This is a genomic window from Enterobacter sp. LU1, assembly GCF_008271405.2.
GTDB classification, from domain to species: Bacteria; Pseudomonadota; Gammaproteobacteria; order Enterobacterales; family Enterobacteriaceae; genus Enterobacter; species Enterobacter hormaechei_C.
On record NZ_CP043438.2, the window covers coordinates 683,653 to 709,325 of the forward strand.

Annotated in this window: 24 protein-coding genes and 1 pseudogene; 17 read left to right on the forward strand and 8 right to left on the reverse strand. The window is 55.6% G+C overall.

From position 1 onward, the window contains the following. Window positions 1–58: 58 nt before the first annotated feature. A complete protein-coding gene (locus FZF21_RS03290) occupies window positions 59–1,492 on the reverse strand; it encodes a sodium:alanine symporter family protein (protein ID WP_017383821.1) in 1,434 nt (477 codons plus the stop codon). Window positions 1,493–1,754: 262 nt separating this feature from the next. Here FZF21_RS03290 and tal point away from each other — a divergent pair, with 262 nt between their 5' ends. The 3 genes from tal to FZF21_RS03305 all read left to right on the forward strand — a co-directional run bounded on the left by tal (window position 1,755) and on the right by FZF21_RS03305 (window position 4,851). Beyond that, window positions 1,755–2,708 (forward strand): transaldolase, encoded by a 954-nt coding sequence (gene tal, locus FZF21_RS03295; protein WP_047737176.1) that lies wholly within the window; start codon window positions 1,755–1,757, stop codon window positions 2,706–2,708. A 110-nt stretch (window positions 2,709–2,818) separates the two neighbouring features. After that, window positions 2,819–3,406, forward strand: a complete 588-nt coding sequence (gene mog / locus FZF21_RS03300) for a molybdopterin adenylyltransferase (protein WP_017383820.1) — start codon at window positions 2,819–2,821, stop codon at window positions 3,404–3,406. A 122-nt stretch (window positions 3,407–3,528) separates the two neighbouring features. After that, window positions 3,529–4,851 carry an MFS transporter gene (locus FZF21_RS03305; protein ID WP_017383819.1) on the forward strand — a complete coding sequence of 441 codons (1,323 nt, stop codon included), beginning with the start codon at window positions 3,529–3,531 and terminating at the stop codon, window positions 4,849–4,851. On the opposite strand, the gene satP is transcribed toward FZF21_RS03305, so the two are convergent. Further along, on the reverse strand, window positions 4,828–5,394 hold the full coding sequence (gene satP / locus FZF21_RS03310; protein WP_003856474.1) for an acetate uptake transporter: 567 nt from the start codon (window positions 5,392–5,394) through the stop codon (window positions 4,828–4,830). The two genes, FZF21_RS03305 and satP, sit on opposite strands and share 24 nt — an antisense overlap. A gap of 296 nt (window positions 5,395–5,690) precedes the next feature. Here satP and dnaK point away from each other — a divergent pair, with 296 nt between their 5' ends. From dnaK to nhaR, 4 genes are all read left to right on the forward strand, one after another. Then, the gene (gene dnaK, locus FZF21_RS03315) at window positions 5,691–7,604 is read left to right on the forward strand and encodes a molecular chaperone DnaK (RefSeq protein ID WP_017383818.1); all 1,914 of its coding nucleotides are present in this window, start codon (window positions 5,691–5,693) and stop codon (window positions 7,602–7,604) included. A gap of 87 nt (window positions 7,605–7,691) precedes the next feature. Then, on the forward strand, window positions 7,692–8,837 hold the full coding sequence (gene dnaJ / locus FZF21_RS03320) for a molecular chaperone DnaJ (RefSeq protein WP_008502040.1): 1,146 nt from the start codon (window positions 7,692–7,694) through the stop codon (window positions 8,835–8,837). 172 nt (window positions 8,838–9,009) lie between these two features. Beyond that, window positions 9,010–10,185 carry a Na+/H+ antiporter NhaA gene (gene nhaA, locus FZF21_RS03325; RefSeq protein WP_045338411.1) on the forward strand — a complete coding sequence of 392 codons (1,176 nt, stop codon included), beginning with the start codon at window positions 9,010–9,012 and terminating at the stop codon, window positions 10,183–10,185. Between the two features lie 59 nt (window positions 10,186–10,244). Then, window positions 10,245–11,144 (forward strand): transcriptional activator NhaR, encoded by a 900-nt coding sequence (nhaR, locus tag FZF21_RS03330; protein ID WP_003856462.1) that lies wholly within the window; start codon window positions 10,245–10,247, stop codon window positions 11,142–11,144. A 58-nt stretch (window positions 11,145–11,202) separates the two neighbouring features. On the opposite strand, the gene rpsT is transcribed toward nhaR, so the two are convergent. Beyond that, window positions 11,203–11,466 (reverse strand): 30S ribosomal protein S20, encoded by a 264-nt coding sequence (rpsT, locus tag FZF21_RS03335; RefSeq protein WP_003856458.1) that lies wholly within the window; start codon window positions 11,464–11,466, stop codon window positions 11,203–11,205. 115 nt (window positions 11,467–11,581) lie between these two features. Here rpsT and FZF21_RS22170 point away from each other — a divergent pair. The 8 genes and pseudogenes from FZF21_RS22170 to FZF21_RS03375 all read left to right on the forward strand — a co-directional run. Continuing rightward, a pseudogene (locus tag FZF21_RS22170) lies at window positions 11,582–11,787 on the forward strand (DUF2575 domain-containing protein); the annotation flags it as partial. Between the two features lie 7 nt (window positions 11,788–11,794). Beyond that, the gene (gene ribF, locus FZF21_RS03345; protein WP_149121073.1) at window positions 11,795–12,721 is read left to right on the forward strand and encodes a bifunctional riboflavin kinase/FAD synthetase; all 927 of its coding nucleotides are present in this window, start codon (window positions 11,795–11,797) and stop codon (window positions 12,719–12,721) included. Window positions 12,722–12,766: 45 nt separating this feature from the next. Next, window positions 12,767–15,583 carry an isoleucine--tRNA ligase gene (gene ileS, locus FZF21_RS03350; protein ID WP_039271751.1) on the forward strand — a complete coding sequence of 939 codons (2,817 nt, stop codon included), beginning with the start codon at window positions 12,767–12,769 and terminating at the stop codon, window positions 15,581–15,583. Further along, window positions 15,583–16,083 (forward strand): signal peptidase II, encoded by a 501-nt coding sequence (gene lspA, locus FZF21_RS03355; protein ID WP_003856452.1) that lies wholly within the window; start codon window positions 15,583–15,585, stop codon window positions 16,081–16,083. Before ileS ends, lspA begins: the two co-directional genes overlap by 1 nt. A gap of 116 nt (window positions 16,084–16,199) precedes the next feature. Further along, on the forward strand, window positions 16,200–16,649 hold the full coding sequence (gene fkpB / locus FZF21_RS03360) for an FKBP-type peptidyl-prolyl cis-trans isomerase (protein WP_015572634.1): 450 nt from the start codon (window positions 16,200–16,202) through the stop codon (window positions 16,647–16,649). Window position 16,650: 1 nt separating this feature from the next. Then, entirely contained in the window at window positions 16,651–17,601 is a 951-nt protein-coding gene (ispH, locus tag FZF21_RS03365) for a 4-hydroxy-3-methylbut-2-enyl diphosphate reductase (protein ID WP_017383814.1), read from the forward strand. Between the two features lie 156 nt (window positions 17,602–17,757). After that, a complete protein-coding gene (locus tag FZF21_RS03370; protein WP_017383813.1) occupies window positions 17,758–18,312 on the forward strand; it encodes a glucose-6-phosphate isomerase family protein in 555 nt (184 codons plus the stop codon). Further along, a complete protein-coding gene (locus FZF21_RS03375; protein WP_017694538.1) occupies window positions 18,305–19,075 on the forward strand; it encodes a glucose-6-phosphate isomerase family protein in 771 nt (256 codons plus the stop codon). The genes FZF21_RS03370 and FZF21_RS03375 overlap by 8 nt, the downstream gene beginning before the upstream one ends. A 27-nt stretch (window positions 19,076–19,102) precedes the next feature. Here FZF21_RS03375 and FZF21_RS03380 read toward each other — a convergent pair whose 3' ends face one another. Genes FZF21_RS03380 through FZF21_RS03400 form a run of 5 tightly spaced genes read right to left on the reverse strand, consistent with a single transcriptional unit; the run spans window position 19,103 to window position 23,407 of the window. Continuing rightward, window positions 19,103–19,921, reverse strand: a complete 819-nt coding sequence (locus tag FZF21_RS03380; protein ID WP_015572637.1) for a PTS system mannose/fructose/sorbose family transporter subunit IID — start codon at window positions 19,919–19,921, stop codon at window positions 19,103–19,105. Next, window positions 19,921–20,718, reverse strand: coding sequence for a PTS sugar transporter subunit IIC (locus FZF21_RS03385; protein ID WP_047737170.1), 798 nt, complete (start codon window positions 20,716–20,718; stop codon window positions 19,921–19,923). The genes FZF21_RS03380 and FZF21_RS03385 overlap by 1 nt, the downstream gene beginning before the upstream one ends. A gap of 10 nt (window positions 20,719–20,728) precedes the next feature. After that, window positions 20,729–21,223, reverse strand: coding sequence for a PTS sugar transporter subunit IIB (locus tag FZF21_RS03390; RefSeq protein ID WP_015572639.1), 495 nt, complete (start codon window positions 21,221–21,223; stop codon window positions 20,729–20,731). Window positions 21,224–21,233: 10 nt separating this feature from the next. Then, window positions 21,234–21,662, reverse strand: a complete 429-nt coding sequence (locus FZF21_RS03395) for a PTS fructose transporter subunit IIA (protein ID WP_047737167.1) — start codon at window positions 21,660–21,662, stop codon at window positions 21,234–21,236. 2 nt (window positions 21,663–21,664) lie between these two features. Then, a complete protein-coding gene (locus FZF21_RS03400) occupies window positions 21,665–23,407 on the reverse strand; it encodes a class I mannose-6-phosphate isomerase (RefSeq protein WP_047737165.1) in 1,743 nt (580 codons plus the stop codon). Window positions 23,408–23,594: 187 nt separating this feature from the next. Between FZF21_RS03400 and FZF21_RS03405 the strand changes: the two genes are divergently transcribed. Both FZF21_RS03405 and dapB read left to right on the forward strand, forming a co-directional pair. Then, window positions 23,595–24,602 (forward strand): LacI family DNA-binding transcriptional regulator, encoded by a 1,008-nt coding sequence (locus tag FZF21_RS03405; protein WP_015572642.1) that lies wholly within the window; start codon window positions 23,595–23,597, stop codon window positions 24,600–24,602. 132 nt (window positions 24,603–24,734) lie between these two features. Continuing rightward, complete coding sequence (gene dapB, locus FZF21_RS03410; protein WP_047737164.1) at window positions 24,735–25,556, forward strand: 4-hydroxy-tetrahydrodipicolinate reductase; 822 nt, start codon at window positions 24,735–24,737, stop codon at window positions 25,554–25,556. Window positions 25,557–25,673: the final 117 nt, after the last annotated feature.

The window sequence follows — 25,673 nt, forward strand, 5'->3', positions numbered from 1 at the left end:
CTTGCAGGAAATTTAGAGCGACTTTAACAAAAAATCGCCCTGAATTGATCGATAGCTGTTATTGCCGCGGCAAATCATCCCAGGTGCCAGGGGCAATTTGTGACTCGATTTCGGGATAGCGTGAGGCGTCAAAGACGGGCTGTACGCCGAGCTTGCGCTGACGCAGATAATCGCGCGCGATCAGCGCCACAACCGGTGAAAGCAGCAAAATGGCCGTCAGGTTCGTGATGGCCATCAGCGCCATAATGACGTCCGCTATTTGCCAGATCATCGGCATGCTGAGCAGGCAACCTACAAACACCATCGCCAGCACGCCCGCGCGAAGGATGTTGCGGGCCAGACGCGAGTCAACTTTCAGGAAGATAAGGTTGTTTTCGGCATAGATATAGTTCACCGCAATGGAACTAAAGGCAAAAAGTCCCACGACAAGTGCGACAAGGCCCGCGCCCCAGCCGCCGACGAGGGAGACCAGCGCCTGTTGTACCCAATGAATGCCTGCCGTACTACCGGACGGTTGTTCAGCGGCACCGGCCAGCAGCATTATCATCGCGCTGGCGGAGCAGATAACAATGGTGTCTGTGAAGACGCCAATCATCTGTACAATGCCCTGCGCGGCGGGATGCGGAGGCCAGGATGCGGCCGCTGCGGCGGCATTCGGCGTGGAGCCCATTCCCGCTTCGTTGGAGAACATACCCCGCTGAAAACCCGCAGTGAGTGCCTGGCTAAGGGTGTAACCCAGCGCGCCGGAAGCCGCTTCGCGCCAGCCGAACGCGCTTTGGAAAATGGTGACGATGACGTTCGGCACCTCATCGATATGTATCGCGCATACCATCAGGCTGGTGGACACCCACAGCAGCGCCATCAGCGGAACCAGCCACTGCATCAGGCGGGCAACCCCTTTGAGCCCGGTCACAATGGTCAGCAGGGTGAGAAGGGCAAGCGCGCCGCCTGTCAGCCACTCCGGACAATTGAAGGCAAAGCGCAGCGCGTGGGCGACGGAATTTGCCTGAACGGTATTGAAAATAAGGCCATAGGCAATCAGCAAAAAGATCGAGAACAGAACGCCCATCCAGCGCATTCCCAGCCCGCGAGCCATATACCAGGCGGGACCGCCGCGAAACTGACCTTTGCCGTCTTTTTCTTTGTAGAGTTGCGCAAGCGAGCATTCAGCAAAGGAGGTGGCCATACCGATAATCGCCGTCACCCACATCCAGAATACCGCGCCCGGACCGCCCGCGCCGATCGCCAGCGCGACACCGGCCAGGTTACCGCTGCCGACGCGCGCGGCCAGGCTGGTACAGAGCGCCTGAAACGAGGTCAGGCCGCCCGGCTGTGGGGTGACGCTGTTTTTCAGACTTCTGCCAAATTTGCGGATATAGCGAAACTGAATCAGACCGCTGCGCCACGTAAACCAGATACCTGCTCCTGAAAGCAGGTATATCATGATCGAACCCCAGAGGACTTCGTTGATAAAGAAAAAGAAATCAGGCACTAACGTCCCTCTTGTTGATGCCAAAGTGAATATGTAAGCGCTACCACTGATTGTGCATGCTGTTACTTAGCAGCCTGTTAATATTCTGAGTTTATCATACTCTGCCTAAGCGCACTGTCTGCGGTTGCGCTGCCTCTCACTCGTGTTATCATCAGGGCAGACCGGTTACATCCCCCTAACAAGTAAACCTGTCATTTTTCCGCTGCTGGCAAGCTGTCGGTAGTGTGAATTATCCAGGGCACGTTAAAAGAGAAACACTATCATGACGGATAAATTGACCTCCCTTCGTCAGTTCACCACTGTCGTCGCTGACACCGGAGATATCGCGGCAATGAAGCTGTACCAGCCGCAGGATGCCACAACCAACCCTTCTCTGATCCTTAACGCCGCGCAGATCCCTGAGTATCGCAAACTGATTGACGACGCAGTGACCTGGGCGAAAGCACAGAGCAATGACCGCGCGCAGCAGGTTGTGGATGCCACTGACAAACTGGCAGTGAACATCGGTCTGGAAATCCTGAAGCTCGTTCCTGGCCGTATCTCTACCGAAGTTGATGCTCGCCTGTCCTACGACACCGAAGCGTCTATCGCAAAAGCAAAACGCCTGATCAAACTGTACAACGATGCGGGCATCAGCAATGACCGTATCCTGATCAAACTGGCGTCTACCTGGCAGGGCATCCGCGCTGCTGAGCAGCTGGAAAAAGAAGGCATCAACTGTAACCTGACTCTGCTGTTCTCCTTCGCGCAGGCGCGTGCATGTGCCGAAGCTGGCGTATACCTGATTTCTCCGTTCGTGGGCCGTATTCTGGACTGGTACAAAGCCAACACCGACAAGAAAGAGTACGCGGCGTCTGAAGATCCAGGCGTGATTTCAGTGACTGAAATCTACGAATACTACAAACAGCACGGCTATGAGACCGTAGTGATGGGCGCAAGCTTCCGTAACGTCGGCGAAATCATCGAGCTGGCTGGCTGTGACCGCCTGACCATCGCTCCTGCGCTGCTGAAAGAGCTGGCAGAAAGCGAAGGTGCTATCGAGCGTAAACTGTCCTACACCGGCGAAGTGAAAGCACGCCCTGAGCGCATCACCGAGTCCGAGTTCCTGTGGCAGCACAACCAGGATCCAATGGCCGTAGATAAACTGGCGGACGGTATCCGTAAGTTTGCTATCGACCAGGAAAAACTGGAAAAAATGATCGGCGACCTGCTGTAATCATTCTGCGTGACCGGGTTCCCGGTCACGCGTCTTTCCCCCGCCTCTGTCTGAATTTTCTCTCTGCGTGTATCATTCCCTTTAATCAGTACTTTTTGAATGGAATGGATATGAATACCTTACGCATCGGCTTAGTGTCGATTTCTGACCGCGCCTCCAGCGGTGTTTATCAGGATAAAGGCATCCCTGCTCTGGAAGAGTGGCTGGGCAGCGCGCTCACTACCCCGTTTGAGATCCAGACTCGCCTGATCCCGGACGAGCAACCGATCATCGAGCAAACCCTGTGTGAACTGGTGGATGAGATGAGCTGCCACCTGGTGCTGACGACGGGCGGAACCGGCCCCGCGCGCCGCGATGTAACGCCGGACGCGACGCTGGCTATCGCCGATCGTGAAATGCCGGGCTTCGGTGAGCAGATGCGCCAGATCAGTCTACACTTTGTCCCGACGGCCATTCTTTCCCGTCAGGTCGGGGTGATCCGCAAACAGGCGCTGATCCTGAACCTGCCGGGGCAGCCGAAGTCGATAAAAGAAACGCTGGAAGGGGTAAAAGCCGAGGACGGCAGCGTTATCGTCCACGGTATCTTTGCTAGTGTACCGTATTGTATACAACTGCTTGACGGTCCGTACGTGGAAACTGACGGCAATGTGGTAGCAGCATTTCGCCCTAAAAGCGCTCGCCGCGAAACAATCTCCTGAAATTCTTTAAAATGTGACATTAGCGCCAGCCGCTGTAGCGTGTAAATGGATTTACGATATAGTAATTTTTTCTTTACGATTACTGTAAAAAATAATCCACAACACATGCACAATGGTTCGCTATGTCACATAACACCCGACCTCTGAATCGACAGGACTACAAAACCCTCACGCTCGCTGCTCTGGGCGGCGCGCTGGAGTTTTACGACTTCATCATCTTTGTCTTCTTCGCCGCCGTTGTGGGGGCGCTGTTTTTCCCGGCGGATATTCCGGAATGGCTGCGTCAGGTACAAACCTTCGGCATTTTCGCTGCCGGCTATCTGGCGCGTCCGCTGGGCGGCATTGTCATGGCGCACTTTGGCGATCTGGTCGGGCGCAAGAAGATGTTTACCCTCAGCATCCTGCTTATGGCCGTGCCGACGCTGGCGATTGGGCTTTTGCCTACCTATGAGTCGATGGGCATTATCGCCCCGTTATTGCTGCTGCTGATGCGTATTCTCCAGGGCGCGGCCATCGGCGGGGAAGTGCCGGGCGCCTGGGTGTTTGTCGCTGAGCACGTCCCGGTGCGCCGCATCGGCATTGCGTGCGGAACGCTGACCGCAGGGCTGACGATCGGGATCCTGCTTGGCTCCGTGGTTGCAACCATCATCAATACCAGCATGACGCAACAGGCCGTTCACGACTGGGGCTGGCGTATACCGTTCCTGCTGGGCGGGGCGTTTGGGCTGGTGGCAATGTACCTGCGACGCTGGTTGCAAGAGACGCCAATATTTCTGGAAATGCAGCAGCGGAAGGCGCTGGCGCAAGAACTGCCGGTGAAAACCGTAGTAGTGCGGCATAAAAAAGCGGTAATGGTGTCGATGCTTCTGACCTGGCTGCTGTCTGCGGGGATCGTGGTGGTCATTTTGATGTCGCCGGTCTGGCTGCAAAAACAGTACGGTTTTGCGCCTGCCGTGACGTTACAGGCGAACAGTATCGCGACAATTATGCTCTGCTTTGGTTGTCTGGCCGCCGGGCTGGCGGCGGATCGTTTCGGCGCAAGCGCGACCTTTATTGTCGGCAGTTTGCTTCTGGCCGCGTCGAGCTGGGCATTTTATCATCTTGCGGGCACCCATCCTGAACAGCTGTTCCTGCTGTACGGTGTCGTCGGGCTGTGCGTGGGCGTCGTTGGCGCCGTACCGTACGTAATGGTCCGCGCCTTCCCGCCGGAGGTACGCTTCACTGGGATCTCTTTCTCTTATAATGTCTCGTATGCCATTTTCGGTGGGCTGACCCCGATTGTGGTGACGGTGTTGATGGGGGTGTCACCCCTTGCACCTGCGTGGTACGTGCTGGCGTTATCGCTGATGGGACTGGTTTTGGGGGTGTGGCTTCGCCAGTCAGAGGGACGTCGTGCCCGCGACGCGGGCACGACAGAGGGATCAGTGTTTTTCACCAATAGGTAGAATGGTGCGGTCGAACTGCTCGTTCAGCACTTCACCCATGGCCAGGTAGATTGCGCTTGCGCCGCAAACCAGACCTACCCAGCCGGCAACGTGAACGATGCCTTCGTTATCCGCCAGGTGACCGATGGCCAGCAGAGCGAACAGTACGGTCAGGCTCAGGAAGACGAATTGCAGTGCGCGGTTCGCCTTAAGGGTACCGAAGAACATGAACAGGGTGAACACGCCCCACAGTCCCAGGTACACGCCCAGGAAATGGGCGTTTGCCGCCTCTGCCAGGCCCATTTTAGGCATCAACAGAATTGCGACCAGAGTCAGCCAGAAGGAACCGTAAGAGGTAAATGCGGTTAAGCCGAAGGTGTTGCCTTTCTTATATTCCAGCAGGCCCGCAAAGATCTGTGCGATACCGCCGTAAAAAATGCCCATCGCCAGGATAATGCCGTCCATCGGGAACATCCCGATATTGTGCAGGTTCAGCAGAATGGTGGTCATGCCAAAACCCATCAGGCCCAGCGGAGCCGGATTAGCCAACTTAGTGTTGCCCATAAGTCCTCAAAAAAATCATCATTAATATGGTGAAATGGTTAAACCCGCGCCAGTTCTACCTGACGGGGCGCGGCATCATAATGGGCGGCATCGACGCCGTCTATGATCTCACCGGGGTGAAATTAAAAAATTTTTTATCCTTCCCCCTTGATGGATGCTGTTGTGACCCCATCTTGTAAGCAACCGCAGTGTGTGGACCTGAAAAAAATCAAATCTGGGCAGTTGAAAAAGCACGTTCTGCCCTTATTACAGGTACACAACCACATGTTGACTGAATTTTTAGTGGAGACGTTTAGATGGGTAAAATTATTGGTATCGACCTGGGTACTACCAACTCTTGTGTAGCGATTATGGATGGCACTACTGCACGTGTGCTGGAGAACGCCGAGGGCGATCGCACCACGCCTTCTATCATTGCATATACCCAGGATGGTGAAACTCTGGTTGGTCAGCCGGCTAAACGTCAGGCCGTGACAAACCCGCAAAACACCCTGTTTGCGATCAAACGCCTGATTGGCCGCCGCTTCCAGGACGAAGAAGTTCAGCGTGACGTTTCCATCATGCCTTACAAAATCATCGCAGCCGATAACGGTGATGCATGGCTTGATGTGAAAGGCACCAAAACGGCACCTCCGCAGATCTCTGCTGAAGTGCTGAAGAAAATGAAGAAAACCGCGGAAGATTACCTGGGTGAACCGGTAACTGAAGCTGTTATCACCGTACCTGCTTACTTCAACGATGCTCAGCGTCAGGCAACCAAAGATGCTGGCCGTATCGCAGGTCTGGAAGTAAAACGTATCATCAACGAACCAACCGCAGCAGCACTGGCTTACGGTCTGGATAAAGAAGTTGGCAACCGTACTATCGCGGTTTACGACCTGGGTGGTGGTACCTTCGATATCTCTATTATCGAAATCGACGATGTTGACGGCGAAAAAACCTTCGAAGTTCTGGCAACCAACGGTGATACCCACCTGGGTGGTGAAGACTTCGATACCCGTCTGATCAACTACCTCGTTGACGAGTTCAAGAAAGATCAGGGCATTGACCTGCGTAACGACCCGCTGGCTATGCAGCGCCTGAAAGAAGCCGCTGAGAAAGCGAAGATCGAGCTGTCTTCCGCTCAGCAGACCGACGTGAACCTGCCGTACATCACCGCAGACGCGACCGGTCCAAAACACATGAACATCAAAGTGACCCGTGCGAAACTGGAAAGCCTGGTAGAAGACCTGGTGAACCGTTCTATCGAGCCACTGAAAGTTGCATTGCAGGACGCTGGCCTGTCCGTGTCTGACATTCAGGACGTTATCCTGGTAGGTGGTCAGACTCGTATGCCAATGGTTCAGAAGAAAGTTGCTGAATTCTTTGGTAAAGAGCCACGTAAAGACGTGAACCCGGACGAAGCGGTTGCTATCGGTGCTGCGGTTCAGGGTGGTGTACTGACCGGTGAAGTGAAAGACGTCCTGCTGCTGGACGTTACCCCGCTGTCTCTGGGTATCGAAACCATGGGTGGCGTGATGACTCCGCTCATCAACAAGAACACCACTATCCCGACGAAACACAGCCAGGTGTTCTCTACCGCTGAAGACAACCAGTCTGCGGTAACCATCCATGTGATTCAGGGTGAGCGTAAGCGTGCGGCGGATAACAAATCTCTGGGTCAGTTCAACCTGGACGGTATTAACCCGGCACCACGCGGCATGCCACAGATCGAAGTCACCTTCGACATCGATGCTGACGGTATCCTGCACGTGTCTGCGAAAGACAAAAACAGCGGTAAAGAGCAGAAGATCACCATCAAGGCATCTTCTGGCCTGAACGAAGCGGAAATCGAAAAAATGGTTCGTGATGCCGAAGCTAACGCGGAATCCGACCGTAAGTTCGAAGAGCTGGTTCAGACCCGTAACCAGGGTGACCATCTGCTGCACAGCACCCGTAAGCAGGTTGAAGAAGCGGGCGATAAACTGCCAGCGGAAGACAAAACTGCGATCGAAACTGCACTGAGCGCGCTGGAAACGTCTCTGAAAGGCGAAGACAAAGCGGACATCGAAGCGAAGATGCAGGAGCTGGCACAGGTTTCTCAGAAGCTGATGGAAATCGCTCAGCAGCAGCACGCACAGCAGCAGGCGGGCGCTGAGGCTTCCCAGAACAACGCGAAAGACGACGATGTTGTCGACGCTGAGTTCGAAGAAGTGAAAGACAAAAAATAATCGCCCTGATGCAGGGTAAGTAATCGGCACGGGCGTAGGAGAATTCTCCACGCCCGTGCTCGCATGTTAAGGGGCTTAAAAAAACCAATGGCAAAGCAAGACTATTACGAGATTTTAGGCGTTCCGAAAACTGCGGAAGAGCGTGAAATCAAAAAGGCGTATAAGCGCCTGGCCATGAAATTCCACCCTGACCGTAATCAGGGTGACAAAGAGGCTGAAGCCAAATTTAAAGAGATTAAAGAAGCCTACGAAGTCCTGACTGATGCACAAAAACGTGCGGCCTATGACCAGTATGGTCACGCGGCCTTTGAACAGGGCGGCATGGGCGGCGGTGGATTTGGTGGCGGCGGCTTCGGCGGCGGCGCTGATTTCAGCGATATCTTTGGTGATGTATTTGGCGATATCTTCGGCGGCGGGCGTGGTCGTCAGCGCGCGGCGCGCGGCGCAGACCTGCGCTACAACATGGACCTGACGCTGGAAGAAGCGGTTCGTGGCGTAACCAAAGAGATCCGTATCCCGACGCTGGAAGAGTGTGACGTTTGCCACGGCAGCGGCGCGAAAGCGGGGACTCAGCCACAGACCTGCCCAACCTGTCACGGTTCCGGTCAGGTGCAGATGCGCCAGGGCTTCTTCGCGGTGCAGCAGGCCTGTCCGCACTGTCATGGTCGCGGTACGCTGATTAAAGATCCGTGCACCAAATGCCACGGTCACGGTCGCGTGGAGAAAACCAAAACGCTGTCCGTTAAGATCCCGGCAGGCGTGGATACGGGCGACCGCATCCGTCTGGCAGGTGAGGGTGAAGCCGGCGAGCACGGCGCACCGGCAGGCGATCTGTACGTTCAGGTTCAGGTGAAGCAGCACGCCATCTTCGAGCGTGAAGGTAACAACCTGTACTGTGAAGTGCCGATCAACTTTGCGATGGCGGCGCTGGGTGGCGAAATCGAAGTGCCGACGCTGGACGGTCGCGTTAACCTGAAAATCCCTGGCGAAACCCAGACCGGGAAGCTGTTCCGCATGCGCGGCAAAGGCGTTAAATCCGTTCGCGGTGGCGCGCAGGGTGACCTGTTATGCCGCGTGGTCGTGGAAACGCCGGTCGGCCTGAACGATAAGCAGAAACAGCTGCTGAAAGAGCTTCAGGAAAGCTTTGGCGGCCCGACGGGTGAGAAAAACAGCCCGCGCTCCAAAAGCTTCTTCGATGGCGTCAAAAAATTCTTCGACGATTTAACCCGCTAACCCGCCAGCTGGTTACTATCCTTTAAAGCCCGGAAGCGATTCCGGGCTTTTTGTTTATAGCGTTATTCCTCGGTTAAACTGAATATATACCCAATATTAATCTGTTTTTACCGATCTGTTTGCGCTGATATTATGGTTTTACCGAGGTATTGTTGTAAAAGAGAGTTTAAACGTGAAATTACTACACCGTTTCTTTAGCAGTGAGGCATCCGGCGGCGTCATCCTGATTATTGCTGCTGCGGCCGCCATGCTGCTCGCCAATATGGGCATGACGCGCGATCTCTATCACGCATTTCTGGAAACGCCCGTCGAGCTGAAAGTCGGGGCGCTGGAAATTAACAAGAACATGCTGCTGTGGATCAACGATGCGCTGATGGCGGTGTTCTTCCTGCTGGTGGGTCTGGAGGTTAAACGTGAGCTGGTGATCGGTTCGCTTGCCAGCCGTCAGCGCGCGGCGTTTCCGGTGATCGCGGCGATTGGCGGGATGATCGCTCCGGCGTTGCTCTTTCTCGCGTTTGCGTGGCAGGATCCGGTTGCGCGTGACGGCTGGGCGATCCCGGCCGCAACGGATATCGCGTTTGCGCTCGGGGTCTTAGCCTTGCTCGGTAGCCGCGTCCCGGTAGCACTGAAAATTTTCCTGATGGCGCTGGCGATTATCGATGATCTGGGCGCTATCGTGATTATCGCGCTGTTCTACACCAGCGATCTGTCGGTTCTGTCGCTGAGCGTGGCGGCCGTGGCTATTGTGGTGCTGGCCTTGCTGAACGTCTTCAACGTCCGACGTACGGGTATTTATATTCTGGTGGGCATGGTGCTGTGGACGGCGGTGCTGAAGTCTGGCGTGCATGCCACGCTGGCGGGCGTCATCGTTGGCTTCTTTATTCCGCTGAAGGAGCAGGACGGCAAATCGCCAGCCAGACAGCTGGAGCATGTGCTTCATCCGTGGGTGGGCTTTATGATCCTGCCGCTGTTTGCGTTTGCCAACGCGGGAGTTTCCCTGGCCGGGGTTACCCTGGACGGACTCACCTCCGTGCTGCCGCTGGGTATCATCGCCGGTCTGTTTATCGGTAAGCCGCTGGGTATCAGCCTGTTCTGCTGGCTGGCGCTGAAGCTGAAGCTGGCGTCATTGCCAAACGGGACCACCTTTAGCCAGATTATGGCCGTCGGCGTGCTGTGCGGTATTGGATTCACCATGTCGATCTTTATCTCGACGCTGGCGTTTGGCGCAAACGCGCCTGAGCTTATCGTCTGGGCAAAACTCGGCATTCTCATCGGGTCATTACTGGCCGCAGTCATTGGTTATACCTTGTTGAAGGTGAAATTGTCCGGACAGGCTGTCCAGGCATAACGGAAAACCGGGAGGAGGGGGCTCCTTCTCCCGATACACACTCAGGGAGAGAACACGCGATGTCTCATTTGAATTACAACCATCTTTATTACTTCTGGCACGTTTATAAACAGGGCTCGGTCGTGGGGGCGGCAGAAGCGCTTTACCTGACGCCACAAACCATTACCGGGCAAATCAAAGCCCTGGAAGAGCGGTTACAGGGTAAGTTGTTCAAGCGCAAGGGCCGTGGGATTGAGCCCAGTGAGTTGGGCGAGCTGGTGTTCCGCTATGCGGATAAAATGTTCACCCTGAGCCAGGAGATGCTGGATATCGTCAACTACCGCAAAGAGTCTAACCTGCTTTTTGACGTGGGGGTGGCGGATGCGCTGTCCAAACGGCTGGTGAGTGGCGTGCTGGATGCGGCGGTGGTGGAAGATGAACAGATCCATTTACGCTGCTTTGAGTCCACTCACGAGATGCTGCTGGAACAGCTGAGCCAGCATAAGCTGGATATGATTATTTCGGATTGCCCTATCGATTCCACGCAGCAGGAAGGCTTGTTCTCGGTGAAAATTGGCGAATGCGGCGTCAGTTTCTGGTGCATCAATCCGCCACCGGAAAAACCGTTTCCTGCCTGCCTGGAAGAGCGCCGCTTGCTGGTGCCGGGTCGGCGGTCCATGCTCGGACGGAAGCTGCTGAACTGGTTTAACTCGCAGGGGCTGAACGTAGAAATTCTCGGTGAGTTCGACGATGCGGCGCTAATGAAAGCCTTTGGCGAAGCGCATAACGCTATCTTCGTTGCTCCGACGCTGTACGCGCACGATCTCTATTCAGACGACAAAATAACCGAGATCGGCAGGGTGGATAACGTGATGGAAGAGTATCACGCCATATTCGCCGAAAGGATGATTCAGCACCCGGCGGTGCAGCGAATCTGCAATCGCGACTATTCGGCGCTTTTTACGCCGCCGGCAATCTGAAGACATAAAAAAACCCGCGTTAAGCGGGTTCTTTCAAACAAGCAACAACAAGTGGCGATTAAGCCAGTTTGTTGATCTGCGCGGTCAGGTTTGCTTTATGACGCGCTGCTTTGTTTTTGTGGATCAGACCTTTAGCAGCCTGACGATCCACGATTGGTTGCATTTCGTTAAATGCGTTCTGCGCTGCAGCTTTGTCGCCAGCTTCGATAGCTGCGTATACTTTCTTGATGAAAGTACGCATCATAGAGCGACGGCTTGCATTGTGCTTACGAGCCTTTTCAGACTGAACGGCACGTTTCTTAGCTGATTTGATATTAGCCAAGGTCCAACTCCCAAATATGATCTATGTGGACAATTCAAAGGCCGAGGAATATGCCCTCTATACCTTCTTTTGTCAATGGATTTGTGCAAATAAGCGCCGTTAATGTGGCGACGCTACGTTACGTAGTGATGGCGCAGGATTCTACCAGCTTGTCGTTCGTGAATACAGCTTTTCGGCGTAAAAATCGCAGTTCGCGGACAGATTTTTTTGCTGTGAAAGGTCAGCGTGATGAAATCATACGGCTTTCTGTTTAGCGTGAACAATCGGCGGTTAACCTTAACCGCTGTACAAGGTATACTTTGGCGATTTTCACTGTTTTGAGCCAGTCATGAAGCTGATACGCGGCATACATAATCTCAGTCAAGCCCCGCACGGGTGCGTGCTGACCATTGGTAATTTTGACGGCGTGCATCGTGGGCATCAGGCGCTGTTGCAGGGATTGCGTAAAGAAGGCGAGGCGCGAGGCTTGCCCGTCGTGGTGATGATTTTCGAGCCTCAGCCGCTGGAGCTGTTTGCAGGCGAGAAATCCCCCGCGCGGCTGACGCGTCTGCGCGAGAAGTTACGCTACCTCGCGGAGTCAGGGGTGGACTACGTCCTGTGCGTAAGGTTCGACCGTCGTTTTGCCGCGCTGACCGCACAAAACTTTGTCAGCGACCTGTTGGTCAGGCAGCTTGGCGTGCAGTTTCTCGCCGTGGGCGATGATTTCCGCTTTGGCGCTGGTCGTCAGGGCGATTTCTTGTTATTACAGAAGGCTGGCCTGGAGTACGGGTTTGACGTCACCAGCACGATGACCTTCTGTGAGGGCGGCGTGCGCGTAAGCAGCACGGCGGTACGTCAGGCGCTGGCGAACGATGAACTGGACACGGCAGAAACGCTGCTGGGTCACCCGTTCACAATTTCAGGTCGCGTGGTCCATGGCGATGCGCTGGGCCGCACGATAGGTTTCCCGACGGCGAATATACCGCTGCGTCGTCAGGTCTCCCCGGTTAAAGGGGTCTATGCGGTGGAAGTGGCAGGACTGGGCGAGAAGCCTTTCTACGGCGTCGCCAACATTGGCACACGTCCAACGGTTGCCGGTGTGCGTCAACAGTTAGAAGTACACCTGCTGGACGTTGTAATGGACCTCTACAGTCGCCATATAGATGTGATACTGCGTAAAAAAATACGCAATGAACAGCGATTCGCTTCGCTGGATGAACTTAAGGCGCAAATCGCGCGAGATGAATTAACGGCCCGCGAGTTTTTTGGGCTTTAGAACCGGCTTAACTGCCTACGTGATAAATACGGAACCGAGAATCTGATGAGTGACTATAAATCAACCCTGAATTTGCCGGAAACAGGGTTCCCGATGCGCGGCGATCTCGCCAAGCGTGAACCGGGAATGCTGGCGCGTTGGACCGATGATGACCTGTACGGCATCATTCGTGCAGCCAAAAAAGGCAAAAAAACCTTCATTCTGCATGATGGCCCTCCATATGCGAATGGCAGCATTCATATTGGTCACTCTGTAAACAAGATTCTGAAAGACATTATCGTGAAGTCCAAAGGACTCGCGGGATATGACTCGCCTTACGTTCCGGGCTGGGACTGCCATGGTCTGCCAATCGAGCTGAAAGTTGAGCAAGAGTACGGTAAGCCGGGTGAGAAGTTCACCGCCGCAGAATTCCGCGCGAAATGCCGCGAATACGCTGCCACCCAGGTTGACGGTCAGCGCGCTGACTTCATCCGTCTGGGCGTGCTGGGTGACTGGTCGCATCCGTACCTGACCATGGACTTCAAAACCGAAGCCAACATCATCCGAGCGCTGGGTAAAATCATCGGCAACGGTCACCTGCACAAAGGCGCGAAGCCGGTGCACTGGTGCGTCGACTGCCGCTCTGCGCTGGCAGAAGCGGAAGTGGAGTATTACGACAAAACCTCGCCTTCTATCGACGTGGCCTTCGAAGCGGTCGATCAGGATGCGATCAAAGCTAAATTTGGTCTGCCTGGTGTAAGCGGCCCGATCTCTCTGGTGATCTGGACCACCACCCCGTGGACGCTGCCTGCTAACCGCGCGATCTCCCTCTCTGGCGAGTTTGAGTATGCGCTGGTGCAGATTGATGGCCGTGCGGTTATCCTGGCGAAAGACCTGGTCGAAAGCGTGCTGAAACGCGCGAACATCACCGATTACACCGTGCTGGGCACCGTAAAAGGTGACGCGCTGGAACTGATGCGCTTCAAACACCCGTTCCTGGACTTCGACGTTCCGGCGATCCTGGGCGACCACGTCACGCTGGACGCGGGTACCGGTGCGGTGCATACCGCCGGTGGCCACGGTCCTGACGACTACAACATCAGCCTGAAATATGGTCTGGAAATCGCTAACCCGGTTGGTCCGGACGGCTCTTACCTGCCAGGCACGTACCCGGCGCTGGACGGCATCAACGTCTTTAAAGCTAACGACATCATCGTTGACATGCTGCGCACCAGCGGCGCGCTGCTGCACGTTGAGAAAATGCAGCACAGCTATCCGTGCTGCTGGCGTCACAAGACCCCGATCATCTTCCGTGCGACCCCGCAGTGGTTCATCAGCATGGATCAGAAAGGCCTGCGCGCCCAGTCTCTGAAAGAGATCAAAGGCGTGCAGTGGATCCCTGACTGGGGTCAGGCGCGTATCGAATCCATGGTGGCTAACCGTCCTGACTGGTGTATCTCCCGTCAGCGCACCTGGGGCGTGCCGATGTCTCTGTTCGTACATAAAGAGACGCAGGAGCTGCACCCGAACACTCTGGAACTGATGGAAGAAGTGGCGAAGCGCGTCGAAGTTGACGGCATTCAGGCGTGGTGGGATCTCGACGCCCGCGACATCCTGGGCGCTGACGCAGACAGCTACGAGAAAGTGCCGGATACCCTGGACGTGTGGTTCGATTCCGGGTCTACCCACTCCTCCGTGGTTGATGTGCGTCCGGAGTTTGCTGGTCACGCTGCCGATATGTATCTGGAAGGGTCTGACCAACACCGCGGCTGGTTCATGTCATCGCTGATGATCTCCACCGCCATGAAGGGTAAAGCACCTTACCGCCAGGTATTGACCCACGGCTTCACCGTGGATGGTCAGGGCCGTAAGATGTCCAAATCTATCGGTAACACCGTTTCTCCGCAGGACGTGATGAACAAACTGGGCGCGGACATTCTGCGTCTGTGGGTGGCCTCTACCGACTACACCGGCGAAATGGCGGTCTCTGATGAGATCCTGAAACGTGCTGCTGACAGCTATCGTCGTATTCGTAACACCGCGCGCTTCCTGCTGGCGAACCTGAACGGGTTCGATCCGGTAAAAGACATGGTGAAGCCGGAAGAGATGGTTGTGCTCGATCGCTGGGCGGTAGGCTGCGCGAAAGCGGCGCAGGAAGATATTCTTAAAGCCTATGAGTCTTACGACTTCCACGAAGTGGTGCAGCGCCTGATGCGCTTCTGCTCCATCGAGATGGGCTCGTTCTACCTCGACATCATCAAAGACCGCCAGTACACCGCGAAAGCGGACAGCGTGGCGCGTCGTAGCTGCCAGACCGCGCTGTTCCACATCGCAGAAGCGCTGGTGCGCTGGATGGCACCGATCATGTCCTTCACCGCGGATGAAATCTGGGGCTACCTGCCGGGCGACCGTGAGAAGTATGTCTTCACCGGCGAGTGGTACGAAGGTCTGTTCGACCTCTCCAGCACTGAAGCAATGAACGATGCCTTCTGGGACGAGCTGCTGAAAGTGCGCGGCGAAGTGAACAAGGTTATCGAGCAGGCGCGTGCGGACAAGAAAGTCGGTGGCTCTCTGGAAGCGACGGTGACCCTGTACGCCGAACCGGAGCTGGCGGCCAAACTGACCGCGCTGGGCGATGAATTACGATTTGTCCTGTTGACCTCCGGTGCGAAAGTTGCGGATTATGCCGAAGCTACTGCTGATGCTCAGCAGAGCGAGCTGCTCAAAGGCCTGAAGGTCGCACTGAGCAAAGCCGACGGTGAGAAATGCCCGCGTTGCTGGCATTACACCACCGATGTTGGCCAGGTGGCGGAACACGCAGACATCTGCGGACGCTGTGTAAGCAACGTCGCCGGTGACGGCGAAAAACGTAAGTTTGCCTGATGAGTAAAACTCTCTGTTCAACAGGACTGCGCTGGCTGTGGCTGGTGGTGGTGGTGCTGATTATTGATTTGGGCAGCAAGTTCCTGATCCTCCAGAATTTCGCTCTGGGGGATACGGTCCCGCTGTTTCCGTCGCTTAACCTGCACTATGCCCGCAACTATGGTGCGGCGTTTAGTTTCCTTGCCGACAGCGGTGGCTGGCAGCGCTGGTTCTTCGCGGGTATCGCTATCGGTATCTGCGTCGTGCTGGCGGTGCTGATGTACCGCTCAAAGGCCACGCAAAAGCTGAATAACATCGCCTACGCGCTGATCATTGGCGGCGCGCTGGGTAACCTGTTTGACCGCCTGTGGCACGGCTTTGTGGTCGATATGATCGATTTCTACGTCGGCGACTGGCACTTCGCGACCTTTAACCTCGCCGATAGCGCAATATGCGTTGGTGCGGCGTTAATCGTGCTGGAAGGCTTCTTGCCTAAACCGGCCGCGAAAGAGCAGGCGTAACAAAACCAGCCGGGTGACGCGTAGCGATCCCGGCCTACAGAATTTGTGGCCCCCGTAGGCCCGGTAAGCGTAGCGCCACCGGGCAACAGGTGACCCAAAACAAGCGAGCAATTTGCATGTCTAAATCCGTACAGAGCAACAGCGCGGTTCTCGTTCATTTCACGCTGAAGCTGGATGACGGCTCCACGGCCGAATCCACCCGCAACAATGGCAAACCGGCGCTGTTTCGTCTGGGTGACACCTCCCTGTCTGAAGGCCTTGAGCAGCAGCTTCTGGGTCTGAAAGAGGGCGAGAAAAAAGCGTTTTCGCTGGAGCCGGATGCGGCATTTGGCGTGCCAAGCCCGGACCTGATCCAGTATTTCTCGCGTCGTGAGTTTATGGATGCGGGTGAACCAGAAATCGGGGCGATTATGCTCTTTACCGCTATGGACGGCAGCGAAATGCCTGGCGTGATCCGAGAAATCAACGGCGATTCTATCACCGTCGATTTCAACCATCCGCTTGCCGGGCGTACCGTTCATTTTGATGTCGAAGTGCTGGAGATCGATCCGGCACTGGAGGAGTAAAATGCAGATCCTGTTGGCTAACCCGCGCGGCTTTTGCGCCGGTGTAGACCGCGCTATCAGCATTGTTGAAAACGCGCTGGAGATTTACGGCGCGCCGATTTACGTGCGTCACGAAGTGGTGCACAACCGTTACGTGGTCGACAGCCTGCGCGAGCGCGGTGCGATTTTTATCGAGCAGATCAGCGAAGTGCCGGACGGCGCAATCCTCATCTTCTCCGCGCACGGCGTCTCTCAGGCGGTACGCAACGAGGCGAAAAGCCGCGATCTGACCGTATTCGATGCCACCTGTCCGTTAGTGACAAAAGTGCATATGGAAGTGGCGCGCGCCAGCCGTCGTGGTGAAGAGTCAATTCTGATTGGTCACGCTGGTCACCCGGAAGTTGAAGGCACCATGGGCCAGTACAGCAACCCGGAAGGGGGCATGTATCTGGTTGAGTCACCGGAAGATGTCTTTACGCTGGACGTGAAAAACGAAGCCCGTCTGTCATTTATGACCCAGACGACGCTTTCCGTAGACGACACCTCAGACGTGATTGACGCCCTGCGCCAGCGCTTCCCGAAAATCGTCGGGCCGCGCAAAGATGATATCTGCTATGCAACCACCAACCGTCAGGAAGCCGTACGCGCCCTGGCTGAACAGGCGGATGTGGTGCTGGTGGTCGGCTCGAAAAACTCCTCTAACTCCAACCGACTGGCCGAACTGGCGCAGCGTATGGGGAAAGCAGCTTTTCTGATCGACGACGCAACGGACATTCAGGAAGCGTGGGTGAAAAACGCGGCCTGCGTCGGTGTTACCGCAGGCGCTTCAGCGCCGGATATCCTGGTGCAAAACGTCATTGCCCGCCTGCAAGAGCTGGGCGGTGGCGAAGCGGTGCCGCTGGAAGGCCGTGAAGAGAACATTGTCTTCGAAGTGCCGAAAGAGCTGCGAATCGACGCCCGCGAAGTGGAATAATGTCCTCTCAATCTTCAAAATGCCGGTGGCGAAAGCCTCCGGCATTTTTGTTTCTGGTTAACTGTGATTCACCATCAATATTGACGCTTTTATCACTAGGTTAATCGTTTAATCTGCCATCATGATATTGCTGTTCTCCTCGGGCCGGAGAGCGATATGAATTCAGACATCTTTTTGCCACCTCAGTTGACGTGGGCTACCGGCGCGCTAGCCGGCGGGCCGCTTATCCGCAAAACGACTCGTCTTGCGGATCTTCCTGGGATCTTCGCAGACGGCGAGGCGTGGAAGTGCGGCAATCCTCAAAAAAGTGTGTATGACGTAGACGTACTGGGCTCGCCCGTAGGGGAAGGGGCACTCTTCGTTGGGGTAACTCACCTGCGTGCGGGTAACGTGGGCGATGAGTTCTTTATGACTCGCGGTCATTTTCATCAGCGCCGCGAACAGGGCGAGGTCTATTTTGGCCTGCGCGGATGCGGCTTGTTGCTGCTGCAAACGGAGGCGGGCGACGCGCGGCTTGAGCAGGTGACGGCTGGCTCCGTGCATATTATTCCTCCTTTTACAGCGCATCGTTTGATTAACACTGGCAACGAGACGCTATCCTCCCTTGCCGTCTGGCCGAGCATTGCGGGACACGACTATGCGGCGCTGGCAGAGGGCTTCACCCTGCGGATCTTTGCCTCCGGGGAAGGTTACGAGGTGCGCCATGGCTAACTATGGCCTTGATATGACCATCAACCGTCAGCCGCTCGGTTTTTGCTACGGAGAGGATGTTACCGGGCCGATGCCGGAGATCAGAACGCTGGATCAGATCCGCCCGTCGCTGCGCAATCCGGACTGCGAAGGGCCTGAACAGGTATATGCCATCGCGATGGACGTGGCGCGTCTGGCGGACAGGCCGGAGCTCGAAAAACGCATGCTGCTTTTTGGTGTGGTCACCTACGCGGCAGGCACGCTTGGCGATGAGCCGGTCCGCAGCCAGGGACATGTTCACCGTATTAGCCAGCACAGCGGATGGTCGCCCCCTGAGCTGTACGAAATCTGGCAGGGTAAAGCGATTATCTACATGCAGGAGTATGTGGACGACGATCCGGGACGTTGTTTTGCGGTACTCGCGGGGCCGGGTGAAAAGGTACTGGTCCCTCCCGGATGGGGCCATGCGACGATTTCGGCCTCGCCCAATGAGCCGCTGACGTTTGGTGCGTGGTGCGATCGGGAATATGGCTTTGAGTATGAGGCCGTTCGTGCACGAAAAGGTCTGGCCTGGTATCCCTTAGTTCAGGGTAATCATATTGTCTGGCAGCATAACAGTCACTACAGACCAGGGCGCTTGCAGATGATTACGCCGAGAAGTTATCCGGAATTTGGCATTACTGATGCGCCTGTTTATCAGCAGTTTATTGATGACCCCGCACGGTTCCAGTTTATTTCGCGTCCGGATAAAGTCGCAGAACTGTGGAATAACTTCCATCCATAAAGAAGCCGGGGCATTGCCCCGGTTTTCTTATCCTGCAAACAAACCGGACGCCACGCCAAGCGCTGCCAGTATAAGCAGCAATATCATGGCTTTTACCGGCGACACGCCGCGTTTTGCCATCAGATACCAGGTCCCCAGCACCACCGCCAGCGGAAGCAGCTGCGGGAAAATACCGTCCAGCATCTGCTGAACGTGAATGTTAACCCCGTCCCGGGTGATGAACTCCAGCCCGGTGCCGAGCTTCACGTAGCTGGCCGCCACGCCGCCCATGACAAATACGCCCAGTAGCGAGAGCGCTTCCCGTAGCCGGGTAGATTTGCTGCTGACCAGCATCTCCACGGAGCCTGATCCCATCTGGTAGCCTTTGAGAAACAGGAACCAGGAGCCAGGGATAATGATGGCCAGCCAGGCAACGGTATAAAACAGTGGACCGAGGATATTTCCGCCTGCCGCCAGCGCCATCCCAATGCTAAGCAGGATCGGGATCAGCATGCCGGGGATCATCGAATCGCCGATCCCGGCAATTGGCCCCATCAGGCCTACCTTCAGGGTATTTATGGTTTCACCGTCAATCGGCTCGCCGTTGGCTTTTTTCTCCTCCAGCCCCAGCGCCATACCGTTAACGATCGCGCCAATCTGTGGCTCCGTGTTGTAGAACGACGCGTGACGGCGCAGCATCTCGGTACGTTGTACCGGGTCGGGATAGAGCTTTTTTGCGACCGGCAGCATGCTCAGGCAAAAGCCGAAGGATTCAAGGCGTTCAAAGCTCATTGAGGAGAGGTTGTGCATCATCCACGCTCGCCAGCAGCGGCGCAGATCCTTGCGGGTGAGTTTACGTTCTTCCATCAGAATTCATCCTCGTCGTCAGGGACAGGTGCTGAAGCCACGGCCTGCGGTGCCTCGGGTTTATAGTTGTAATGAATCAGTGCCAGCAGGGCGCCCACGATCACCAGCGCGACCATATTGAGTTTCAGGAAAACGATGCAAACGAAGCCCACCAGAAAGTAGATGAGCATGGTATAGCTTTTGATGATCTGCTTAAGCAGGATGGCAATACCGACGGCGGGCAAGATGCCGCCCAGCACATTCATGGTGGAGAGGACGATGTGCGGCAGGCTGTCCATAAACCCGCTAATGTGCTGTGCGCCAAAAAAGACGGCGATAAAGGTAGGCACAAAGCGCAGCACAAAATTCATCGCCTGCGGCCAGATGGCGCTGTTAAGGTAGATCCCGCGCTCGTCGCCGTTCTCCAGCGCCACATCCGCACGATGGTTCCAGAAGGAGTTCAGCACCATCATCGCATTGAAGAGAATGGTTCCGGCGATCCCAATAGTCGCCGCCAGCGCGACGGCAACCTCAGGTCCTTTGCCGGAAAGTATTCCCAGCGCAATGGCCGGATAAGCCACAAAGTTTAAATCTGCTGGCATCGAGCCGCCGGGTGTCACCATTGCGATATACACCGCCTGCACCGCTACGCCAATCATAATCCCGGTTTTGATATCGCCCAGGATCAGGCCAACCAGCATCCCGGAAATGAGCGGTCGGGAGATGAGATACCAGCCGCCCGTCAGCCCTAAAAGCCACGGACTACTGAGTGCGCCCAGATAACACAGCAGGCCAATTAAAGCCGCTTCGATAATCATGATCTGCTCCTTATTTCAGCTTTTGTCTGGCATCCTGCCAGGTATAAAAACTGGCATCGGGAACCAGGCGGAATTCAATCGCGTGTCCCTGCCCGGTCAGCCACTCGAATGCTGCCGCTTCATCCTGGGTTACCGATTGATTCGGGCCGATGGTGATCGTGTTAGCCCGGGCGCTCATCGGGCCCACGTTAATTTTTCCGTTGCTGTTTTTCAGGCTAATGCCCGCCTGCTCAATGCGCTGTAGCGTGAGTGGAGATTTGCCAATCACGAAATAGCGCTTTTCGCTGGCAATCACTTTTGGCAGTTTTTCGATCGCGGTTGCCGTATCGAACAGCCACACTTTAGTATCTGATACGGCTCCTTTCATGACCGACGATAACAGCGGATCGGCCGCAACGGCATCGTCAATGGCAACGATGCCGTCGCAGGGCAGCTCCCTGGCCCAGCGTGTAATGAGCTGCCCGTGGATCACGCGATCGTCAATGCGTACAAAAGAAATACTCATATGCGGCTCCTTAAAAATCGTCTGTCTGTGCAGTATCTGCCGGTTTCGCCTGTACCAGCGTCGGCAGAGTAATTTCGATAAGCTGCCCGGCAGCCTGATGAACATCGCGAGCCATCATCACCTCATCGGTTTGCAGCAGCATCGGGAAGTTGACTCCAGCCACCACGGCGACCGGCGGCTGCGTATGTGGGTTAAGCGCGGCCTCACAGGCCACGTTCCACGGCGTGCCGCTTTGCATGTCGCACAGCACCAGCACGCCGTCAGCGTTGACGCTTGCCGCTTCCAGTGTGGAGATGAAATCCTGCCGGAAGCCCTCTATTCCCGCCTGTTCGGTCAGACAAACGGTGTGTACGCCGGGGAGCTCGCCGTATACCATCCGGCCGCTCTCCAGCAGCGCGGCGGCTAACGGCCCATGAGTGGCGACAATAAAATGAATCATCGTTAGCTCCTTACCCAGGCTTTGATAGTCGCGAGGGGGTGTCCGGAAGCACGGGCTGAAGGTGAAATGCGATAGTCACCTACGCTTGCCGGAATGATGAAGGTTTCGGCGTAATGGACGGTAAACGGCTCAAATGCACCGGTTGGGCTGTCGACAATTGCTTCGTCGCCCTCTACCAGATTCAGCACGTTCACGCCGCCGCCGGTGTGGTGCAAAACGGGTTCGCTAAACCAGTGGCGGCGGGTTTCGATAAATTCACGCTCGTGCAGGCCAGTACGCTCTTCACGCCAGCCGTTTCCTTCCGCGACAGGTTCGAACTGATTCACCAGATGCTGATGTACCCACCGCGTGTCGCGCTGCCAGTCGATCACCTTTTCACCGTGCTCCAGGTGTACCGGGCGCGGCAGCCCGTCCAGGCCCAGGCGGCCCCAGTCCCACAGTTTGAAGGTGAAAATATACGGCGTAGCGCTGATCTCCAGCACCATGGTTCCCGCGCCGGAGCAGTGCACCGTCCCAGCCGGGATCAGGAAATGGTCGTGCTTTTTCGCCGGGATCTGATTAACGAAGCGGTCGTCATCAAACGGTTTTTCACCGCGACCCGCGCGCCTGAGATCGTCCATCATGGCCTCAGGGTCTGTGCCGGTTTTGGTCCCCAGATAGACGACGGCACCCGGCTCCGCTTCCAGAATGTAATAACTCTCATCCTGGGTATAGTGCATCCCAAACTGCTGCTGGATGTACTCGGTAATGGGGTGGACCTGGAAGCTCAGATTCTGGCCACCCATGGTGTCGAGGAAGTCAAAACGGATCGGGAATTCCGCGCCGAAACGTGCGTGAACTTTCTCGCCCAGCAGAGCACGGGGCTCAAGCAAAACCAGATCCTGAGAGGGGATCTCGATCCGCACTGCGCCAAAACGCAGTAACAGGCTGTTCTCCTCGGGCACGCAGTCAAAACACCACGCGTAATTGGGTGCAGAGGGATCGAGATCGAATTGCTGTTTCATCCACTGGCCGCCCCAGACGCCAGGATCGAAAAAGGGCGCCACGCGGAAAGGCTGGGTGGTAGTTTGCTTCAGCCCGGCTCGCAGGGCCTCGCCGCTGACCATCGCGGGCTGGTTCGTCTGGGTTGTATCCAGTAAAAAATCGGTGCGCCTGAGCAGCGGTGTTTTGTGGCGATCGAAGACGCGCCATTCGACAAAAAAGGCGCGCTTGTAGCGACGAAGCATATCTTCCTGCTGATTATCTGCGCCCCAGTTCCCAGTCTCACCCCGGCGCATACGCTGCTGGATCTCCCAGCGCGGCAGATCGGCATACACCAGCACATCACCCGGATGGACAAGCGTCGCACCGGGTCCGTAGATCACAATCAGCCCCCCAGAACACTGGCTCACCCGAACCTGCAACGCCTCCAGACGCGCGGGATCGAAAAACTCTCCAAGCTGGTGGCAGGAGAGAACGCCAAAGACGCGATCGTCTGTGAGGTTGCGTGCCAGCATCTCATGAATGGCACACTCATCCCGTCGCGCCTGTTCAGCATTGATCGCCAGCGTCGGGCGTAGACGCGGCAGCACGTTCTCTTCAAGCTCGGTCATGCGCACGCCCGGATAGCAGTCAATCACCAGCACCGTGCGGCTGCGCTGTTGGGTTTTTGACTCAAGAACGCGGGTTATTGCTTCCCAGCCTTGCCAGGCGCTGTCATCAAAACCCTGTATCGCCACCGTGGGGAATTTGTCGTAGGTTGTCATTGTATCCTCCGTAATCGTTATTTAAGGTTATTCGATTAACCGTATTTGAGAAGAGTGGTTAACGCGATTAACCCGCCATAAATGCGAATCGAATCCAGAACAACAGCGGTAATGTGAAGAGTCTCACAGGGAAAAATGCAAAAAACAGGTTATTCGATTAACCTGTAGTGATAATGAAGGAGACAACATGACGGGAATTACACTGGCCGATGTCGCGAAACGCGCCGGCGTGTCAACGGCGACGGTCTCGATGGTGCTCTGCAACAAAGGCCGCATTTCGCAAAGCACGCGCGAACGTGTGCTTAAGGCGCTGGATGAATCCGGCTATGTCTATAACCAGACGGCAGCCAATTTACGTAACCGCAGCAGTAACCAGGTCGGGCTGCTCTTGCACGATATCACCAACCCTTTTTATAGCGAGATGACGGCAGGGCTAAGTCATGAAATGGAGCGCCACGAGCTGATGCTTTTTCTGGCGAATAGCGAGGAATCGGCAGAGCGACAGCAAAAATTTGTTGATTCACTGATGCGTAATAACGTCGGCGGTATGGTGCTGTGTGCGGCTCGGGAAACGCCCCAGGCCTTTTTTGAGGGTCTGAAGCGGCGCAATATTCCGGCTATCATGGTTGTGCGCCCGCTGAACGATCCGGATTTTGATTTTGTCGGAACGGATAACTTCTTAGGCACGCAGATGGCGACGGAGCATCTGCTCAGAATGGGCCATCGGCACATTGCGTTCATTGGAGGGAGCCAGAATTCGGGCTCTCGGGCGCAGCGTATCGGGGGCTTTACCAGCAAGCTGCTGGAGTACGGCGTGACGCCGAATCCTGCCTGGATCAGAACCTCTCACGCCAGCCAAAGCGACGGCGCGCGCGTGGCAGAGGCGTTACTTCTCGAGCATCCACACATCAGTGCGGCAATTTGCTATCAGGATGTTGTGGCGCTGGGGGTGATGCAAAGCTTACGCAAGATGGGCCGTGAGCCGGGACGTGATTTTGCGCTGGTCGGTTTCGATGATATTACCGAAGCGGCTCTGGTGCAGCCCGCATTGACCACCGTATCGGTGGCGGCGAAAGAGATTGGTCGTAAGGCAGGGGAGTTACTTTACAGCCGCATACAGGGCAACGACGAACCCGCCAAACGAATCATTCTGCCGCCTGCGCTGGTGGTGCGGGAATCATGTGGTTTTCGCTGACGATCATGTCTTTCACTGATATCTCACCCTGTTTATCATTAAATTCTAATTATCGGCGTTTTCTGTGGCAGCCTGTGCAAAGGCTGGTTAATCTGAAAACGATTTACATCATTTTAACGTAAGAGAATAACTATGCATGATGCACAGATCCGCGTCGCCATTGCGGGCGCGGGTGGACGTATGGGCCGTCAGCTGATTCAGGCGGCACTACAGATGGATGGCGTGGCGCTTGGCGCGGCGCTGGAGCGTGAAGGTTCATCGCTTTTGGGAGCCGATGCAGGCGAGCTGGCAGGCGCAGGTCAAACGGGCGTTACCGTGCAGAGCAGCCTTGAGGCGGTGAAAGAAGACTTTGACGTGTTTATCGATTTTACCCGCCCTGAAGGCACGTTGGCTCACCTGGCGTTTTGCCGTCAGCACTGTAAAGGGATGGTGATTGGCACCACCGGTTTTGACGAGGCCGGTAAGCAAGCCATTCAGGATGCGTCCACTGAGATTGCGATTGTCTTTGCGGCAAACTTTAGCGTGGGGGTAAACGTCATGCTGAAACTGCTGGAGAAGGCGGCGAAGGTGATGGGCGACTACACCGACATTGAAATCGTCGAAGCGCACCATCGCCACAAAGTCGATGCACCGTCAGGCACGGCGCTGGCGATGGGCGAAGCGATTGCGTGTGCAATGGATAAAGATTTGAAAGACATCGCGGTCTATTCTCGCGAAGGCCACACTGGCGAGCGCGTGCCTGGCACCATTGGGTTTGCCACCGTTCGCGCGGGTGATATCGTCGGTGAACATACCGCTATGTTCGCCGATATTGGCGAAAGGATCGAAATCACTCATAAAGCATCCAGCCGCATGACATTTGCAAACGGGGCGGTACGTTCGGCATTGTGGCTGAAAGGTAAGCGTAATGGTCTTTTTGATATGCGAGATGTCCTCGAACTCAACAATTTGTAAGCATTATTACCCATCGTGATGTGGTTATTGCAGTCGTAATTACTTGATTGCATAGGGCAATATTTTATTGCCCTTTTATTTTGTCTATTTGTGGTATTTATTGTGTCTAACTGATTT